This is a genomic window from Geitlerinema sp. PCC 7407 (genome assembly GCF_000317045.1).
Classification (GTDB): domain Bacteria; phylum Cyanobacteriota; class Cyanobacteriia; order PCC-7407; family PCC-7407; genus PCC-7407.
The window spans coordinates 2,408,043-2,425,274 of record NC_019703.1; the positions used below are offsets into that span (position 1 = coordinate 2,408,043).

The 17,232-nt window shown below is 54.3% G+C and carries 14 protein-coding genes; 11 read left to right on the forward strand and 3 right to left on the reverse strand.

What is annotated here, in order from left to right; genetic code table 11:
* The first annotated feature begins 266 nt into the window (after positions 1-266).
* From GEI7407_RS09935 to GEI7407_RS09945, 3 genes are all read left to right on the forward strand, one after another.
* A complete protein-coding gene (locus GEI7407_RS09935) occupies positions 267-1,007 on the forward strand; it encodes a heme oxygenase (biliverdin-producing) (protein WP_015172020.1) in 741 nt (246 codons plus the stop codon).
* Positions 1,008-1,091: 84 nt separating this feature from the next.
* Positions 1,092-2,489, forward strand: coding sequence for an oxygen-independent coproporphyrinogen III oxidase (gene hemN / locus GEI7407_RS09940; protein ID WP_015172021.1), 1,398 nt, complete (start codon positions 1,092-1,094; stop codon positions 2,487-2,489).
* Between the two features lie 78 nt (positions 2,490-2,567).
* Complete coding sequence (locus GEI7407_RS09945) at positions 2,568-3,410, forward strand: fatty acid desaturase (RefSeq protein WP_015172022.1); 843 nt, start codon at positions 2,568-2,570, stop codon at positions 3,408-3,410.
* A gap of 8 nt (positions 3,411-3,418) precedes the next feature.
* Here GEI7407_RS09945 and GEI7407_RS09950 read toward each other — a convergent pair whose 3' ends face one another.
* Both GEI7407_RS09950 and GEI7407_RS20105 read right to left on the reverse strand, forming a co-directional pair.
* The gene (locus tag GEI7407_RS09950) at positions 3,419-4,588 is read right to left on the reverse strand and encodes a glycosyltransferase (RefSeq protein WP_015172023.1); all 1,170 of its coding nucleotides are present in this window, start codon (positions 4,586-4,588) and stop codon (positions 3,419-3,421) included.
* A 127-nt stretch (positions 4,589-4,715) separates the two neighbouring features.
* Positions 4,716-5,585: a fasciclin domain-containing protein gene (locus tag GEI7407_RS20105; RefSeq protein ID WP_015172024.1), complete on the reverse strand. Its 870-nt coding sequence runs from the start codon at positions 5,583-5,585 to the stop codon at positions 4,716-4,718.
* A gap of 318 nt (positions 5,586-5,903) precedes the next feature.
* On the opposite strand from GEI7407_RS20105, the gene GEI7407_RS09960 reads away from it, so the two are divergent.
* The 5 genes from GEI7407_RS09960 (at position 5,904) to GEI7407_RS09980 (ending at position 14,241) form a co-directional block, all read left to right on the forward strand.
* Positions 5,904-6,686, forward strand: a complete 783-nt coding sequence (locus tag GEI7407_RS09960; RefSeq protein ID WP_015172025.1) for a glutathione S-transferase family protein — start codon at positions 5,904-5,906, stop codon at positions 6,684-6,686.
* Between the two features lie 252 nt (positions 6,687-6,938).
* Entirely contained in the window at positions 6,939-8,657 is a 1,719-nt protein-coding gene (locus tag GEI7407_RS09965; protein ID WP_015172026.1) for an ATP-binding protein, read from the forward strand.
* A gap of 826 nt (positions 8,658-9,483) precedes the next feature.
* A complete protein-coding gene (locus GEI7407_RS09970) occupies positions 9,484-10,467 on the forward strand; it encodes an RNA polymerase sigma factor, RpoD/SigA family (protein ID WP_015172027.1) in 984 nt (327 codons plus the stop codon).
* A gap of 175 nt (positions 10,468-10,642) precedes the next feature.
* Positions 10,643-11,170 carry a hypothetical protein gene (locus tag GEI7407_RS09975; RefSeq protein WP_015172028.1) on the forward strand — a complete coding sequence of 176 codons (528 nt, stop codon included), beginning with the start codon at positions 10,643-10,645 and terminating at the stop codon, positions 11,168-11,170.
* Positions 11,171-11,388: 218 nt separating this feature from the next.
* Positions 11,389-14,241: a pentapeptide repeat-containing protein gene (locus GEI7407_RS09980; RefSeq protein WP_015172030.1), complete on the forward strand. Its 2,853-nt coding sequence runs from the start codon at positions 11,389-11,391 to the stop codon at positions 14,239-14,241.
* A 167-nt stretch (positions 14,242-14,408) separates the two neighbouring features.
* Here the strand turns inward: GEI7407_RS09980 and GEI7407_RS09985 are convergent, their stop codons facing one another.
* Positions 14,409-14,627, reverse strand: a complete 219-nt coding sequence (locus GEI7407_RS09985; protein WP_015172031.1) for a hypothetical protein — start codon at positions 14,625-14,627, stop codon at positions 14,409-14,411.
* Between the two features lie 414 nt (positions 14,628-15,041).
* On the opposite strand from GEI7407_RS09985, the gene GEI7407_RS09990 reads away from it, so the two are divergent.
* The 3 genes from GEI7407_RS09990 to GEI7407_RS10000 are packed head-to-tail and all read left to right on the forward strand — an operon-like array spanning position 15,042 to position 17,210.
* Complete coding sequence (locus GEI7407_RS09990; RefSeq protein WP_015172032.1) at positions 15,042-15,734, forward strand: MBL fold metallo-hydrolase; 693 nt, start codon at positions 15,042-15,044, stop codon at positions 15,732-15,734.
* Between the two features lie 60 nt (positions 15,735-15,794).
* Positions 15,795-16,340 carry a rhodanese-like domain-containing protein gene (locus GEI7407_RS09995; protein WP_015172033.1) on the forward strand — a complete coding sequence of 182 codons (546 nt, stop codon included), beginning with the start codon at positions 15,795-15,797 and terminating at the stop codon, positions 16,338-16,340.
* 3 nt (positions 16,341-16,343) lie between these two features.
* Positions 16,344-17,210: a sulfite exporter TauE/SafE family protein gene (locus GEI7407_RS10000; protein ID WP_015172034.1), complete on the forward strand. Its 867-nt coding sequence runs from the start codon at positions 16,344-16,346 to the stop codon at positions 17,208-17,210.
* The last annotated feature ends 22 nt before the right edge of the window (positions 17,211-17,232 follow it).

A 17,232-nucleotide genomic window follows, 5' to 3' on the forward strand; every position in this document is an offset into this window, starting at 1 on the left:
TCAGTTAATCGCTAAATAGCTATTTAAGCACAAACTTGCGGAAATTTTGCTGTTCGGGCTGTCGTCAGGTTTTGAGGGGCGATCGCCGAAAAGCACAATTACTTAGATTTGAAGCGTGAACGAAGGGGGCGATCGCCTGAAAACGCGAGAGCGATCGCTTCCTGAGCAGAGCAATCATCGCGCCTTTGGATCATTTACTTGACAAAACCATGTTTAATAACCATAAAGTGATTAAAGCGTTTCACCTCTCTTAGGAGGCCGCAAACATGAGTCTTTCCCTCGACGTTGCTCTCCGCGAAGGCACCAAGCCCTCTCACTCCACCGCCGAGAGCACAGCCTTTATGAAATGTTTTCTCAAGGGCGTGATCGACCGAAACGTCTTTCGCAAGTTTCTCGCTGATCTCTACTTTGTCTACAGCGCCCTAGAAGTAGAGATGCAGCGGCACCAGCATCACCCAGTGATTGGTTCTGTCTATTTCCCAGAGCTCCATCGCGCTGAGGGTCTAGCCCAGGATCTCGCCTTCTACTATGGCCTTCGGTGGCGATCGGAGGTCGAGCCATCCCCAGCGGCCAAGGTCTACCTTGAGCGTATCCAAAGCATTTCAGACAGCGACCCGAGCTTGCTTTTGGCCCATGCTTACACTCGCTACATGGGCGATCTCTCCGGCGGACAGGCCCTGAGATCGATCATTCGCCTCGCGCTGAATTTGCCACCCCAAGAGGGGACTCACCTGTACGAGTTTGCGACACTGCCAACCCCCGAAGCGCGACGCAGCTTCAAGGAGCGCTATCGTCAAGCCCTGCGCGAGGTACCCCTAGATGAGAGCACGGCGCAGCGCATTGTCGACGAGGCAAATACAGCTTTTTCGCTCAACTGCCACCTCATGGAGGCCCTAGAAGCAGATCTGCGGATGGCGATCGGAGAAGAGGTCTTTGAGTTAATCACGCGATCGCAAGCCCCGAAGGCAGCCTGCCCCATGCGAGAGATGATCCAGCGATCGCCCTAGGAGAGCCCAGAAGGCTGTCGACTAAAACCCTTGAGCGGCGCTTGATCAGCATTTCTATTAGCAACATTTTGGAGGAATCATTGGGTGTCTAAACTGCTACAAGCCGTTGAATTTGATCCGGCGCTGCTGCGCAAATACGATCAGCCCCTGCCTCGCTATACGAGCTATCCGCCAGCCACAGAACTGACAAAGAGCTTTGACCCAGGAGACTTTCAGCGGGCGATCGCCCTAGGAAATTTTCGAAAAACCCCCTTGTCGCTGTACTGCCACATTCCCTTTTGCCAGAGCGCCTGCTATTTCTGCGGCTGCAATACCGTTATTACTCAACGCCGGGAGGCAGCAGAGCCCTACATTGACGCGCTGATTCGCAATATTCAGCAGGTGGCCGCGCAGGTAGCCGGCGATCGCACGGTCAACCAGATCCATTGGGGCGGCGGCACCCCCAACTATCTCTCCCTGCCTCAGGTAGAGACTTTGTGGCAGAGCTTGGTTGATCAATTTACCCTTGCTCCCTCAGCCGAAATTTCTATCGAAGTCTATCCCGGCCTGCTAACGCGAGAATATCTCTTTTTCCTGCGAAATTTGGGCTTCAATCGGATCAGCTTTGGGATTCAGGACTTTGACCCAAAGGTACAGCACGCCGTCAACCGAGTGCAGCCCGAGGAGATGCTGTTTCGGGCCATGGAGTGGATTCGGGAGGCTGGATTTGAAAGTGTGAATGTGGATCTGATCTATGGCTTGCCCTATCAGAGCGTAGAGACGTTTCGCGATACGATCGAGCGCACTGCCAAGCTCGATCCAGACCGGATCGCCGTTTTCAATTTTGCCTATGTTCCCTGGCTCAAGCCAGTCCAGAAAAGACTTCCCCAGGAGGCGCTGCCCAGCGCCGCAGAAAAGCTCAAGATCCTGCAAATGACCATCGAGTCTCTGACCGATCGCGGATATCGTTTTATCGGCATGGATCATTTTGCCAAGCCAGCGGACGAGCTGGCGATCGCCCAAGAGGCCGGACAGCTCCACCGAAATTTCCAGGGATATACAACCCAGCCTGAGTCCGATCTGCTGGGGTTTGGCATGACGTCTATCAGCATGCTGCAAGACGTCTATGTCCAAAATCACAAGCGTCTGAAAGACTTTTGTCGCACGGTGGACGGGGGCGAGCTTCCCATTGAGAGAGGCGTCACCCTGACCCGAGATGATCAGATTCGGCGGGCGATCATCATGGAGCTGATGTGTCAATTCCGGCTCTCCCAAGATGCGATCGAAGAGAAGTATCACTTGGGGTTTGATCTGGATTTGGGAGAGTATTTTGCGCGGGAGCAGGCCGATCTGCGCAGGCTAGAAGCCGACGGCTTGCTGCGCATTCACCAGCGCCAGATCGAGGTTTTGCCCCCAGGACGGCTGCTAATTCGCAATATCGCAGCGGTATTTGATGCCTATCTGCGCCATCAGGCTGGACAGCGGTTTTCGCGAGCGGTCTAAAAAAGATAGATCTGGACTTTGCAGCTGGCAGTCTAGAAGTTTTGAGTTATTTGTGAGCAATTTTGCACAGGTGTGAGAGTGAAACCACAACTTGAGTTTGATTCGAGCGAAACGCTGAAGCTGGACTGGAAAACGGTGCTGTTTTTTGCGGCAGTCCATGGGTTAGCGCTCCTCGCCATTCCCTTTTTCTCTTGGTCGGCGCTGGGGGTCATGCTCGGCCTGCACTGGCTGTTTGGGAGTATTGGGATCTGTTTGGGATATCATCGGCTGCTGAGCCACCGGAGCTTTCGGGTGCCGCGCTGGCTGGAGCGATCGATCGCCCTTTTGGGGGCTTTGGCGCTCCAGGGTGGGCCGATCTTCTGGGTGGCGGGGCATCGTCTCCACCACGCCTACACCGAGGACGAACAAAAAGATCCCTATTCTGCGCGTCGGGGATTTTGGTGGAGTCATGTCCTGTGGATTTTCTATCCGCGATCGCAGTTTTTTGACTACGAGGAGTATCAGCGCTTTGCGCCGGATTTGGCGCGCGATCCCTTCTACCGCTGGCTCAATCGATACTTTTTCTGGCTGCAATTTCCCCTAGCGCTGCTGCTCTACTTTGTCGGTGGCTGGTCTTTTGTGGTGTACGGCATCTTTGTGCGGGCGGTCTTTTTGTGGCACACCACCTGGCTGATTAATTCGGTGACCCACCTGTGGGGCAGCCGAGCATTTGACTGTCGCGACAACTCTCGCAATCTTTGGTGGGCAGCCCTGCTCACCTACGGCGAAGGCTGGCACAACAATCACCACGCCTATCCCCAAGTGGCTCGGTGCGGCTGGCGCTGGTGGGAGATCGACGTGACCTGGTGGGCGATCGCCCTCTTGCAGCGGTTGGGCCTAGCCACAGCGGTGCAAAATCCCCCGACCTCAGCGTCTCGCTGAGACGGATTCTACAAAAAACCCATCTCCTGGAGGGACCGACGCAGGCGATCGCCCTCCGGAGACTGGCGCTGATCGTAGAGGGCGATCGCGCTCTGAAACGATCGCAGGCTCTCCGGGACCCGGCCCAGCTTCAGCAGCACCACGCCGAGATTTTGGTGGGCCTCGGCGTAGTCCGGCGCAAACTGCAGCGCCCGCTGGTAGGCGGCGATCGCGCCGGACAGCTGCCCCAGGGCCTTGAGGGCCATCCCCAGGTTGTAGTGGGCCTTGGCCAGCGTCGGATCAACGGCGATCGCCGTCTCATAGGTTTCTCGGGCCAGCGCCGCCTCGCCCGCCGCTAGCTGCAAATTACCCAAGTTGAGATAGGCGCCCAGCTTCAGCTGGGGCAGGATCGGCTGCTTGAGCGCGGCGGCGTAGTGGGTGGCGGCGGCCTGAAGATTCTGCTGGCGATCGCGCGCGATCCCCAAGTGGTAGTGCAGCTCATAGCGCAAACTGGCATCCAGATTAGGCGCCTGGAGCCCCTGCTCTAGCAGCGCAACTCCCTCCTCGACTCGGCCCTGGGAAACGTACAGCGCCCCCAGCTTGCTGCACACGTAGGGGTCCGTCGGGTGGGTCTCCAAAAAGCGGGACATCGCCGCCTCGGCCTGGGCAGACTTGTCTCGGGCCGCGATCGCCGCCGCCTGATAGCCATCGTGGAGAATCGCCACCTGGGGCAGCGAAACTACCCGCCAGTGGGGCTCACGCTCCAGCAGATCGATCACGCTGTCATCGATCATGGCGTGGTAGGGCCGGGAAAAAGAAAGATCTGGGTGACGCCGAAACAGCCGCGACACCAGGGAATAGGGCGACTGGGCAGCCCCGATCTCTTGGCGAATGAGATTGACCACCAAATGATCTTCGACGGCGATCGCCTGCCGGATCGCTCCAACGCACTCTGGCGTCAGGGTTTCATCCGCATCGAGCACCAGCACCCAGTCACCCGTCACCTGAGCGAGGGCCTCATTGCGGGCCGCCGCAAAATCTTGCTGCCAGGTGCTTTCAAACACCTTCGCCCCAAACTGACGGGCGATCGCCGGCGTCTCATCTGTCGACCCCGTATCTAGCACGATCATTTCATCGACCACCGCCTGGACGCTCCGAAGACACTGCGGTAGACGAGTAGCCTCATTCTTCACGATCATGCAAAGGCTCAACATAAAGTGCGATCGCCGCTCTCGCAAACAGAAACCCCCCAGATTATAGGCTGGGGGGTCACCAAGTGGGAGTCAGTCTGAGTTAGAAGTTGGCAACTTTGAGACCACAGTCTGCCTAGCTCTCAGGCAAAATCACCTTATCAATCACGTGAATCACGCCATTGCCAGCCTCAATGTCAGGCTGCACCACCTTAGCGTCATCCACCATCACCATGCCGTCCTCAACCGTAACGTTCACAGTGCTGCCCTGGACCGTCGAGACTTCGCCCGACTGAATTTGATCAGAGGTCACCTTGCCGGGAACCACGTGATAGGTCAGGATAGCCGCCAAAACCTCACGGTTTTCGGGCTTCATCAGCTCCTCAAGGGTGCCTTCGGGTAATGCGGCAAACGCCTCATCCGTAGGCGCAAACACCGTGAAAGGACCTTCTTGAGACAAGGTTTCTGCTAAGCCTGTTGCTTCCAAAGCTGCCGTCAGGATTTGGAAGGAGCCAGCAGAGGCGGCAACATCCACAATAGAAGCATTAGCCGTGGGCTCTGCCGGATCTTCGCTCGAGGTCGGAGCCATCCCTTCTTCGGTCATGGGCTCTGCCGGAGCCTCCGTCGAGTCCCCAGGCATCTCCATCATGGAGTCTTGCATCATGGGGTCTTCGGGGGCTTCCATCGTGGAGTCTTCGGGAGCCTCCATCATGGAGTCGTCCGCAGGCATGGTCTCAGGAGCAGCCATCGGCTCGGAGTAGGAATCTTCTGCGGGCTTGGAGTAGGAGGGGGCCATCTCAGCCGCAGGGGCTGCTTCGGAGGCAGGATCACCAGGCATCATGGTGCCTGCGTTGTTGCCAGCTCGGTTGTAGGGAGGTTCGCTAAAGATGCTGGGGTTGGGATTGGTCTGAGCAAGGGCGGGAGAAACAGCGAGGGTCCCTAGGCCAACGGCACCAGCGATCGCACTTAGACGCTTGAGGAAGCTCTGGGATTGCTTCTTCGTCATGGAAACTCCTTAAATGAGTCTGATTCAGATGAGTGGAATCGTTTTAGACCTCACAAAGACTCTTAAATTGAGTTTTGTGAAGTTTATCTCTGCCATTATAAAGTTTTCCTAAAAATGCCAACCCCCCACCAAGGGGATTTATGTCAAAAGGTAGAGCAGCTGAAGAACCCAAAAACTGGTTATTCTGAGCAAAAGGCGTCACTTCACAGCTCTTCCATAGAATTGACATAGGCGACGCGCCTGTGTTGCGAATCGTTACGAACGATCCCTCCCAGGAGAGTTTCCAACACTGAACCAGAATCTCAGGAGCGAATTTCCATGCTGGAGCTTTATCAATTTGAGATGTCGCACTACTCCGAGAAGGTGCGCCTCATCCTGGACTACAAAGGGTTGGCGTATCGGACGGTGGAGGTAACTCCGGGCCTCGGGCAGTTTGACCTGTACCGGATGTCGGGACAGCGCCAGGTGCCGGTGCTCAAGGACGGAACCCAGGTGATCGCAGACTCTACGGCGATCGCCCTTTATCTCGAGCGCCAGTATCCCGATCGCCCTATCCTGCCCACAGATGCCCGCGATCGGGCGCTGTGCCTGATGATGGAGTCCTGGGCCGACGAAGTGATCGGCACCAAGGGGCGCATTGCCATGCTGGCCGCCTTCAGCCAAGATCCCAGCTTCCGCACCTCGGCGCTGCCGTCGTCGACGCCGGACATCATCCGCAATCTGGTCAGCGCGGTGCCTGGCGATCCGCTGCGGGCCCTCGATGACCTCACCGGCGCCAAGGCCGCCCGGGAAGAGCTCAAGCAAGCCCTCGAATCCCTAAGCGCGCTGCTGCTCGATCGGCCTTACCTGATCGGCGATCAGCCCACCCTGGCCGATTTTGCGGTGGCGGGCCTGAGCATGTACCTGAAGTTTCCCGCAGGGCCGTATCTGCGGATTCCTGAAACCCTCAAGGGTCGAGGGGTGCCCGGTCTAGCCGACAGCCCAGAGTATGCGGGCTTCTTCGCGTGGCGCGATCGCCTCTATGACGACTACCGCAAGCCGCCCCTGTCCCCTGCCGAGCCCACCAACGACGACGCTCCCAAGCGCATCGTGATCGACTAGATCACCCTGACTGCGCGGCAGACCATCAAAACTCGGGAACCTGAGGTTCTTCCGGGCCTTGTCCCGCACAAAACCTCTTAGGGCAGCGCTTTTTGCGCAGCTCAGCAGCCCCTCCGTTCTCTGGATTGGGGCTGCTTTTTAATTTTCGGTGCTGTCTGTATGGGCTCCGGATGAGTACAGTAGCAGTACAGAGCGTGAAATTCAGCCTAAGATAGGCCAAAGGCAGACACGGTAAGCAGACACGGTAAAACGATGAGTCTGGAAACACCCCTGGGATCGGTTGTTCAGGGCTCGTTGAGCCAAGGCTTGGAAGTGCGTCTCCACGCAGACGTCTCGGTGGAGGAGATGCGCGTGGGGAAATTTCTTGTCGTTCAGGGGACGCGATCGCGCTTTTTCTGCATGCTGACTGACGTGGTGCTGGGCACCACCAGCCCCCGCATTTTGGCCAATCCGCCCGATCCCGCCAACGGTTTTTTGCGTGAGGTCTTGGCGGGCTCCGGGACCTACGGCACCGTGAACCTGTCGCCCATGCTGATGTTCACGCCGCGCGAAGCCCCGATCGCCTCAACCAACGGCAGCAAAAACGGCAAGAGCAGCAGCGGGCTCGCTTCCTTCGAGGCGCAAAGCAGCGCCGAGATCGACCTGCTGCCGGTCAAGACGATCCCCAGCCACTTTAGTCAGGTCTTTGAGGCCAGCGATCGCGACTTTCGGGCGGTTTTTGGCTGGGAAGACGATCCCCACCGCCGCAACTTCGCCATCGGTGAGCCCATCGACATGGCCGTGCCGGTGTGTCTCGACCTCGATCGCTTCGTCGAGCGCAGCAACGGCGTCTTCGGCAAGTCCGGCACCGGCAAATCCTTTCTCACCCGGCTCCTGCTGTCTGGGATCATTCGCAAGCAGGCCGCCGTGAATTTGATCTTTGATATGCACTCGGAATATGGCTGGGAGGCCGCCCGCGAAGGCAAAACCTTCAGCACCGTCAAAGGTCTGCGCCAGCTTTTCCCCGGCCAGGTGCAGATCTATACGCTTGACCCCGAATCCACCAAGCGGCGCGGGGTGCGAGACGCCCAAGAACTCTATATCAGCTACGACCAAATCGAGGTCGAAGATCTCGCCCTCGTGCGCAACGAGCTGAATCTCTCCGAGGCCAGTCTCGAGAACGCGATCATTCTGCGCAACGAGTTTGGGCGCGCCTGGATCGCGCGGCTCCTGACGATGAATAACCAGGAGATCCAGGAGTTTTGTGAGACCAAGATGGGCAGCAAGTCCTCGATCATGGCGCTCCAGCGCAAGCTGACCCGCCTCGACGACCTGCGCTACCTCAAGCAAAGCTCTCCCCACAATTACGTCGGCCAAATTTTGGATGCGTTGGAAGCCGGGAAAAACGTGGTGATCGAGTTTGGATCCCAGTCCAACATGCTCTCTTATATGTTGGCGACCAACGTGATCGCTCGCCGGATCCACCAGGCCTACGTGAAAAAGTCCGAGAAGTTCTTGCAAACCAAGAACCCCAGCGATCGCCCCCGTCAGCTAGTGATCACCATTGAGGAGGCTCACCGCTTTCTCGATCCGAGCACCGTGCGCCAGACCATTTTCGGCACGATCGCGCGGGAGATGCGCAAATACTTTGTGACGCTGCTGGTGGTCGATCAGCGGCCCTCCGGCATCGACAATGAAGTGATGTCTCAGATCGGGACGCGTATCACGGCCCTGCTCAATGACGAAAAAGATATCGAGGCGATCTTCACAGGCGTCTCGGGATCCCAGGCCCTGCGATCGGTCTTGGCCAAGCTCGACTCCAAGCAGCAGGCGCTGATCCTGGGCCACGCTGTACCGATGCCCGTAGTAGTACAGACGCGGCCCTACGACGAGAAGTTTTACGCTGAGATTGGGGATGTCATGTGGGAGGAGCTACCCACCGCCACAGTGCTCAAAGCCGCAGAGTCCGCCAAGGCCGATCTGGGCCTCTAGGGAACCCGACGCTTCATTTTGCGCTGAATCAAGACTGTGAGGGTGGTTTACTCGCGATCGCTCGGCCGATCTGGGCCTAGCTCGGTGTCCATTGAAAGGCGATCGCCTTCTCCAGCACCTGCCCGATGGCGGGAAAACTCCCCTGCCGGGGCCTCCCAAAAGTTCGGTTATCTACCCCCGCGACTCTCTTTTCAATTCTCTTTTACTAGTACACAATTATCATGTACTGAGTAATTCTGGCTCAGGGAGGTGGCCAAATCGTTGCTTTTTCGGACCGCCAAAACAGCAAGCACTGCAAGGGTTTGCCCCTCAGCAAGCGCGTGATTTCTACTCTCTTCATCTCACCGAGATGGGCGCTCCACAGCGCTCTATCGCGAGTCTAGTTCGTGCCTAAATCACTCTGTTGGATGAATCCTTCTGTCTTTACGAACGTCTATATTTGTATTACGATACAAATACAAACTCATACTGACTTCGGATTAGAGGCCAAAGGGAGATTCTGAGTCCTGGATTACCCAGTCTGCCGCCCCTAAGCCCACTTCCTCAGTAGTGTGTGGCGTTTCGCAAACGGCAGAGCTAAACTTGCCGGATGCCCGAGGTTCCAGCTTCAGTTGAACGTTGTTTTTCTTCAACTGATTTGTCCATTTATGATCCCAACGACCTAGCGCGCAGGGTGAGTTGGGTGGCTCCACCGTCCTTTAGTTGCGCACGTTGTTTGTTTTCCAGAGAGTCTCAAGTTCCTTCCTTGATCCCGCCCCATCTTTTGTCTCTGGCTACGTCCGTTACTCATCCTCAATACTCGCTTTACGGAGCCCAACACAGACCGATGACTTCTGCTAACACAGTTGAGAACAAAAACAGACCTACCCTCCATACTGACATGGTACGGACCTATCTGCATGAAATCGGTCGTGTGCCTCTTCTGACCCACGAGCAAGAGATCATCTACGGCAAGCAGGTTCAGCAGATGATGGCGCTGCTGCAAAAGCAGGAGGCGATCGCCGAGACCCTCGGCCGCGAGCCGTCCCAGCAAGAGTGGGCAGAGGGAGTCCAGCTGAGCGAGGCCGATCTGGCCAAGGCGCTCAAGCAAGGTCAGCGTGCCAAGCAAAAGATGATCGAGGCCAATCTGCGATTGGTGGTATCGATCGCGAAGAAATATCAAAAGCGCAATCTAGAATTCTTGGACCTGATTCAGGAAGGAACCCTCGGCCTAGAGCGCGGGGTAGAGAAATTTGATCCCTCTCGGGGTTATAAATTCTCGACCTACGCCTACTGGTGGATTCGCCAGGCGATCACCCGGGCGATCGCCCAGCAGGCCCGCACGATCCGCCTGCCGATCCATATCACCGAGAAACTCAACAAGATCAAGCGCACCCAGCGAGAGCTGGCGCAGAAGTTTGGCCGCAGCGCCACCCCAGCGGAGATCGCTGAGGCCCTAGAGCTAGAGACTGAGCAGATTCGCGAATATCTCACCATCTCTCGCCAGCCGATTTCTCTCGACGTGCGGGTGGGAGACAATCAGGATACGGAGCTGCAAGAGCTGCTGGAAGATGAGGGCGCGTCGCCGGAGCAGTACACCGCCCAGGAGTCTCTGCGCCACGATCTCGACGGACTGATGTCTGAGCTGACTCAGCAGCAGCGAGATGTGTTGAATCTCCGCTTTGGGTTAGTAGACGGCCACGGTCTCTCTCTAGCCAAAGTGGGAGAAAGGCTCAATCTCAGCCGTGAGCGAGTCCGTCAACTGGAGCGTCAGGCGCTCGATCATCTGCGTCGCCGTCGCGCTTTGGTAAGAGAGTATCTGGCCAGCTAGTGAGTGAATGCTCTCCATAGGGTTGATGGCAAACAGCCCGTCAGCATGCGAAGACTAAAGAGGGACGCTTCAATCAGGAAACATTTTGTAAACGTTTGTAACTTTTACGTAAATGCCTGGTGCAGAAGGTGAATCCCTTTATTGAGAGTACGGTTGGTTTTAGGAGGAAGCTGCGATGAACAGCCAATCTAGTTTTTCCGCAACACACTGGTTTTCGAGACTGCGTAGCGGAGCGATCGCGGCTTCCTTCCTTTTCGTTGGTTTAATAGGAGGAGCCGTTGCTGCTCAAGAGGTTGCGGGTTCTGAAGCTGAACCGATCGCAGCCAGCCAGACGCTGCCGGGAGACGGTATCTATCTCTACGGCCAGTCAGCCGAGCCTGAGCAGATTGGCCAGGCCTATATGGTTTTTGAGGCGCGTCAAGGAAAGGTGGTTGGCGCTTTCTATATGCCCCGATCGTCTTTTGACTGCTTCTACGGAGATCTCGGTAGCCAGCAGATGGCGCTGAAGATTGTCGATAGCTACGGCGAGGGAACCTACGACTATGCGATCGCCCTCGAGAGCACTCAGCCGATCGCCAGCGCCGCAGGCGGCACCAGCACCCTCGGCATCGAAGGATTTCAGCCCCTAGAGATCGTCAGCAGCAACGACCAGCGCATCCTGGAGACTTGCAAAGCTGAGTATCAAGATCAAGTGTGGCAATAGCTCAAAGATAGAGAAGAAGAGCGCCGTGCGGTTCTCCTTTTCACGCTGATAGAGCTTCAATTGATACATTTTCCAGTTTATTATACCTCTTCCAAATTATCTGGAAGAGGTATTCCGTATAAGCTTACCAAGCGACATAAATAATCTTATGAATTTGACAATCACTCTTGTAGCCTTCTAAGAGAGAATAGCTTTGTATTTTATTATTTCTTGTCACAATGAGCAGTAATTTTCATGGCCGTTCAATAAAAAAACCTGTTTCTATTTGGAAGCGCGATCTCGGAGTAGACCTCAAAGATTTATTTAAATCTTTGACCAAATTTTTGATTGATGGCGGAACTCAAAACTGGAGCGCTCTAGCTAAAGATTTAGTAGATATAGCAGCATCTGTAAGAGTTAAATTAAGCTTTGAGCAAGTGGCACGGTTACTAATCTTTCGCTCGCTACAACGGGCAATTGTAAAACTGATCCAAGACAATCATGGTTTTATAAAAGTACCTTTAAATTTGACTGATAAAGAATTATCAAAACTGTACGAACGCCTTGATCATTTGCTAGAAACGACAGAGGTTAAAATTACTCTTAATTTTCTTGAGGAACCAAAAAATTTATCGATTTTGCCACAAATACAGAGTAGCTTGAGTGAGTGGCTAAAAGTTTTCGGAGCAGATCCAGTTCAAGCCCAATTGATAAGCGCTCGTTTGCCAGGAACTTTTGTCATAGCTCTAGACGAGGAGTGGCGAGATCGTTCAAGGGATTATGAAGTACTCTTCAGTAATGACACGCCCTTTACTAAAGGAGCGGTCCAAGAAGAAGCGTGGCAACAGTATAAGACTTGGCTACAAAAGCAAGTTGAGGAACCCATATTTCTTGGAGCTTTTGGCCTAAAGCAAGTGTATGTGCCACTTAAAGCCTATTACAACTGTAAGGCAAGGACTGCATCGAACAAAGAGTCCAGGTATAACAACTCAACGGACAAACTTCAAGAAAAGCAAGTGGTCGACTTATCCCAAGAAATTCATGCTTGGCTAGAGAAGCCCAATATTGAAGACACTATACGTGTAATTTGTGGTGGATTAGGCTCTGGAAAATCGTCTTTTACAAAGATGTTAGCTGCTGATTTAGCCGAAAAAACGCATTTATTAGTCTTATGGGTACCTCTTCATAAATTAGTTTTGGAGACCTCGCTGAGAAATGCAATTAATTCTTGGGCTAAGATTTATCACAAAATAGTTCCGCTTAAATCTCCAGAAGATCATGAGTCTCAACAGAGACTACTAATTATTTTTGATGGCCTAGATGAGTTTTCAATGTCAGGCAAGGTGAGCAGCGAAGCTACGCAGCAGTTTATGCACGCAGTTCAAGAGCTAGTTTCTCCTTTTAACCAGAATGAGGCTCGACTTCAAGTACTAATTAGCGGACGAGATCTAGTGATTCAAACAATTATCAAAAAGGTACGTCACAAGGAGAAAGTTCTATACCTTTTGCCTTACTTTGTACCAGAAGAACAACGCAAAGAGTACAAAGATAATAATGGGCATCTATCCGAGGATCAGCGGCATACGTGGTGGCGTAAATATGGGGAACTCAATGGCCAGGAATATACTGGCTTACCACGAGAATTGGACCGTTATAATCTAATCGAACTTACCGCCCAGCCTCTGCTCAATTATTTGTTGGCTTTGACTTATGAGCGAAAGCGTCTAGTCTTTTCTAGAGCAGTTGATTTAAATATCATCTATGATAATCTCCTCGAGGATGTTTATGAGCGGCAATGGGCTGACAAGCAAGGACACTACACACTAGATGATTTACACCTAGAAGAGTTTATCTACATTTTAGAAGAAGTTGCTCTTGCGATATGGCATGATCAAGATAGAGGTGCAGCAACGACTGAGAAAATTAAAATCTATTGTGAGCGTAGTGGTCTTAAAAAACCATTAGAAATTTTTCAACAAGAGGCCGAAGCAGGGGTCATTCGTTTGCTGACAGCCTTCTACTTTCGCGAAGGGAATAATACACTAGGCAAAGAAAAAATATTTGAATTTACTCACAAGAGCTTTGGAGAGTACCTGACAGCCCGACGTATTGTTAGAGGAATAGGCGAAATCGCTTCTAAACTTGCACAGCATCAACAGAATAAGAACAAGGGCTGGGGTGAGAAAGAAGCATTAATTTACTGGGCTACTCTGTGTGGTCCATCAGACATAGATTTCTATCTATTAGAATTTATTCGCAATGAGATACGGCGCCACCCTGAAGAGAGCGTAGCAAACTGGCAACAAAGCTTGACGAAACTGTTTGAGGTTATGCTGAAATATGGGATGCCTATGGAGTGCTTAACCCCCAGACCTGACTGCTATGCGGAAGAAGCTCGCCAAGCTCAGAACTCTGAGGTAGCTCTTTTAGCAGTTCTCAATGCTTGTGCTCGCTATACGCAAGAAATAGTGAATATTGAGTGGACTTCAGAGGTTTTTGGAACCTGGCTAGGAAGAGTTCAAGGTCAAGTAATGAATCGTCATTTCAAAGAGAGAAGCCTTGTTCTTCAATGCTTAGGATTTCTCAATCTAAAAAACTGTATTTTGGTTTGCAGAAATCTAGACGGATCCAACCTCGTTAGGACAAATCTCGCTGAAGCAGATCTTGCAGGGGCAAGCCTGTTTGGAGCCGATTTGGAAGGAGCTAATTTAGAACAGGCAAACTTGCATGAAGCAAACTTAGCAGAGGCAGCATTATTTGATGCGAATTTGAGTAAAGCAACCCTGGTTGCTGCAAGATTAGAAGGGGCTGGCTTGGAAGGAGCTAATCTTAAAGAGGCAAGGTTATTTTGTGCAAATCTAGTTGGCGCCAATCTAGAAAGAGCAAATTTGGAAGGTGCCGATTTAGGAAATGTCGATTTGACAGCCGCAAATCTCATTAAAGCCAATCTTCAAGGTGTCAATATCGAACATGCGAATTTTTCCTCTGTTCGTTGGACTGGGGAAACTTCTTGGCAAGGTGTACAAGGATTAGAAACTGTTAAAGGTATGTCAATAGATTTGCAGAAGCACTTAGGGATTCAGACTGATTAAGATAGAGAGATGAGAATGGTCAAGGTTGTACTCATAAATTAGCGAAGAAAATAAATTAACAAAGAAAAACCGAGGTCTTTGAAGATCCTCGGTCTTTTAGTCTGTTAGATCCCTCGAAAAGTCGAGGTGAGAGTTCCCAGGCGATCGCCCTTTGCTAGAGCGACCTCTTAGTCCATGGCCGAGAGGTCATCGGCGACAGTCACTCGGTGGCGGTAGATGGCGTAGAGAAGACGATCGATGGAGGCTTGCTCCTCGTCCGTGAGGGAGTCCGAGAGCAGAGCCGCCAAGAGGCCGTAGCGATCGGCGAGGGTGAGGTTGCCGGTGAGGCTAGCGTAGGCAAACAGTTCAGCGACGGCACCGGGGATGAGAGAGAGGGGGGTCTGCATAGGACGAACGGTCTGGGAACTCTGTATCTTTAATATCTTCTTTTTGAGCTAGGTTTCTGGTGATGATAAGGCCCCAAACCTGTGATAGTCGAGCGTTTGATCTGTGACGGGTAGCATCACTAGACAGTGACTCTGACAAGCTTAAAAAGTGATAAAGGTCACATTTTTTGTATCGCCACGCCCACATCCTTCTCAGAGCAAGCGGTTCAGGGATTTAGCAGATTTTCACCTTGTGCAGGCGATCGCGGCTTTTTAGCAAGACGGGTATCGGAGAGCCCCTAGAGAATTTAGCTAAATCTTGCACGTTGTATTACTATATAGTAGTATAATAATACAAAGGAAGCAGAGACCCACACTCAAAGTCCTGCCCCTTTCTGGCTTACATCGCCCCCACCTCACTAGGAGAGTGACAGTATGCTCTTTCGCCAACTCTTTGATCCCGAAACCAGCACCTACACCTATCTGATTGCCGATCCTGAGAGCCGCGAAGCAGTGCTTGTCGATCCGGTCATTGAGCAGATAGAGCGCGATCGCACTTTGCTCCAGGAGCTCGGCCTCACCCTCAAGGCGTGCCTCGAAACCCACATTCACGCCGACCACATCACCGGCACCGCTGAGCTGCGCCGCTTGACGGGCTGCCAAGGCATCGTGCCCGAGAACGCCCAAGCGGCCTGCGCCGATCGCTTTATTCGAGATGGCGAGGTGTTGCAGGTGGGTAATATCTCCATCGAGGCGATCGCCACGCCAGGGCACACCGACAGCCACTTTGCCTACTGGGTCAATCAGACCCATGTGCTGACCGGGGACGCGCTGCTCATCCGGGGCTGCGGCCGGACTGACTTCCAGAGCGGCGACGCAGGCACGCTTTACGACAGCGTGACCCAGCGCCTGTACAGCCTGCCGGACAGCACGCTGGTCTATCCCGGTCACGACTATCGCGGCCTCACGGTGTCCACCATCGGCGAAGAAAAGCAGTGGAACCGCCGCTTTGTAGGACGCGATCGCGCACAGTTTATCGAATTTATGGCAGGGCTGAATTTGCCCGACCCTAAAAAAATCATGGAAGCCGTCCCGGCCAATGAGCGCTGCGGAAACGTTGCTCGCTGATTGGCTGCTATCTCACTTTTTTCGCTCTCGTTCCCTCTCTTTCCCTTGGAGTCTATTGCCATGACCACAACGCCCAACTTCCAGGCCATCAAGACCATTTCTCCCGCCACGCTGCATCACCGGCGATCGCAAGACAATTTGGTGCTGATCGACGTGCGAGAGGGAGCCGAATACGCGGGCGATCGCATTGCCGAAGCGGTGTCTGCGCCCCTGTCCCAGTTTGATCCGCAGCAGGTCCCCAGCGATCGCCCCGTGGTGCTCTACTGCCAGAGCAGCAAGCGCTCCGAGAAAGCCGCCCAGCGTCTCCTGGATGCGGGCTGGAGCGAAGTCACCCATCTCGAAGGCGGCCTGAACGCCTGGAAAGCGGACGGCTACGCCACCGTGGCCAGCCGCAAAGCACCCATCAGCCTGTTTCGGCAAGTGCAGATTGTGGCCGGTTCGCTGGTCTTCACCGGGACGGTGCTGGGCGCCTTTGTGTCGCCGTGGTTCTTGATTTTGAGCGGATTTGTGGGTGCGGGGCTGGTCTTTGCGGGCGTCACGGACACCTGCGCCATGGGCATGCTCCTGGCGAAGCTCCCCTACAACCAAAACGCCGGGAGAAACTAGACCATGCTCTGGCTTCTAGGACATGTGCTGGCGGCGGGCATCGGCGTGAGTTTGGGCCTGATCGGCGGCGGCGGGTCGGTGCTGGCTCTGCCGATCCTGGTCTACGTGATGGGCGTGGCGCCCAAATCCGCGATCGCCATGACGCTGATTATCGTGGGTGTAGTCAGTCTGCTCGGGGCGATTCCCCACTGGCGAAAGGGGCGCGTCAACCTGAAAACCACCGCGATTTTTGGTTCGACCACCATGCTGGGGGCTTTCTTAGGAGCGCGCCTAGCCAGCCTGCCCGTGGTCAGTGACACCTTCCAGATGATGCTGTTTGCGGTCATGATGCTGGTGGCGGCGGGCTTCATGATCTACCGCAGCGCCAAGAGTCCGGCCAGCACCGAGCCCGAGGCGATCGCCGCCTATCCCAAGCCCCTGTGCCCCCACTGCTGGCTGTGGCTGATGACCGAAGGCCTGGGCGTGGGCGTACTCACCGGCCTGGTAGGCGTGGGTGGGGGCTTCGCCATCGTGCCGGCCCTGGTGCTCCTGGGCAACACGCCCATGCGAGAAGCCATCGGCACCTCGCTGGTCATCATTGCTCTAAATGCGATCGCCGGTTTGCTGGGCTACCTGGGCCAGCTGACCATTGACTGGGAGCTGACCCTGTCCTTCACGATCGCCGCTGGCTTCGGTACGCTCCTCGGCAGCTATCTCGCCCAGTACGTTTCGGCGCGCGCCCTCCAAAAAGGCTTTGGCTATTTCCTGCTGGCGGTGGCGGCCTTCGTGCTGGCCCAGAACTGGCACAAAGTGGCCCCGAGCGCCGAAACAGAAGTTCGTCCTCAAACAGCCCGCCTCGCTCCGGCCAGTGGGCGATCGCTCGATCGTTAGGCGTGTCCCAAACTGGCGATCG

Coding starts and splice junctions, on each gene's coding strand:
- GEI7407_RS09935 (WP_015172020.1), top strand. CDS start 267: ATGAGTCTTTCCCTCGACGTTGCTCTCCGCGAAGGCACCAAGCCCTCT.
- GEI7407_RS09950 (WP_015172023.1), bottom strand. CDS start 4,588: ATGATCGTGAAGAATGAGGCTACTCGTCTACCGCAGTGTCTTCGGAGC.
- GEI7407_RS20105 (WP_015172024.1), bottom strand. CDS start 5,585: ATGACGAAGAAGCAATCCCAGAGCTTCCTCAAGCGTCTAAGTGCGATC.
- GEI7407_RS09960 (WP_015172025.1), top strand. CDS start 5,904: ATGCTGGAGCTTTATCAATTTGAGATGTCGCACTACTCCGAGAAGGTG.
- GEI7407_RS09965 (WP_015172026.1), top strand. CDS start 6,939: ATGAGTCTGGAAACACCCCTGGGATCGGTTGTTCAGGGCTCGTTGAGC.
- GEI7407_RS09970 (WP_015172027.1), top strand. CDS start 9,484: ATGACTTCTGCTAACACAGTTGAGAACAAAAACAGACCTACCCTCCAT.
- GEI7407_RS09975 (WP_015172028.1), top strand. CDS start 10,643: ATGAACAGCCAATCTAGTTTTTCCGCAACACACTGGTTTTCGAGACTG.
- GEI7407_RS09980 (WP_015172030.1), top strand. CDS start 11,389: ATGAGCAGTAATTTTCATGGCCGTTCAATAAAAAAACCTGTTTCTATT.
- GEI7407_RS09985 (WP_015172031.1), bottom strand. CDS start 14,627: ATGCAGACCCCCCTCTCTCTCATCCCCGGTGCCGTCGCTGAACTGTTT.
- GEI7407_RS09990 (WP_015172032.1), top strand. CDS start 15,042: ATGCTCTTTCGCCAACTCTTTGATCCCGAAACCAGCACCTACACCTAT.
- GEI7407_RS09995 (WP_015172033.1), top strand. CDS start 15,795: ATGACCACAACGCCCAACTTCCAGGCCATCAAGACCATTTCTCCCGCC.
- GEI7407_RS10000 (WP_015172034.1), top strand. CDS start 16,344: ATGCTCTGGCTTCTAGGACATGTGCTGGCGGCGGGCATCGGCGTGAGT.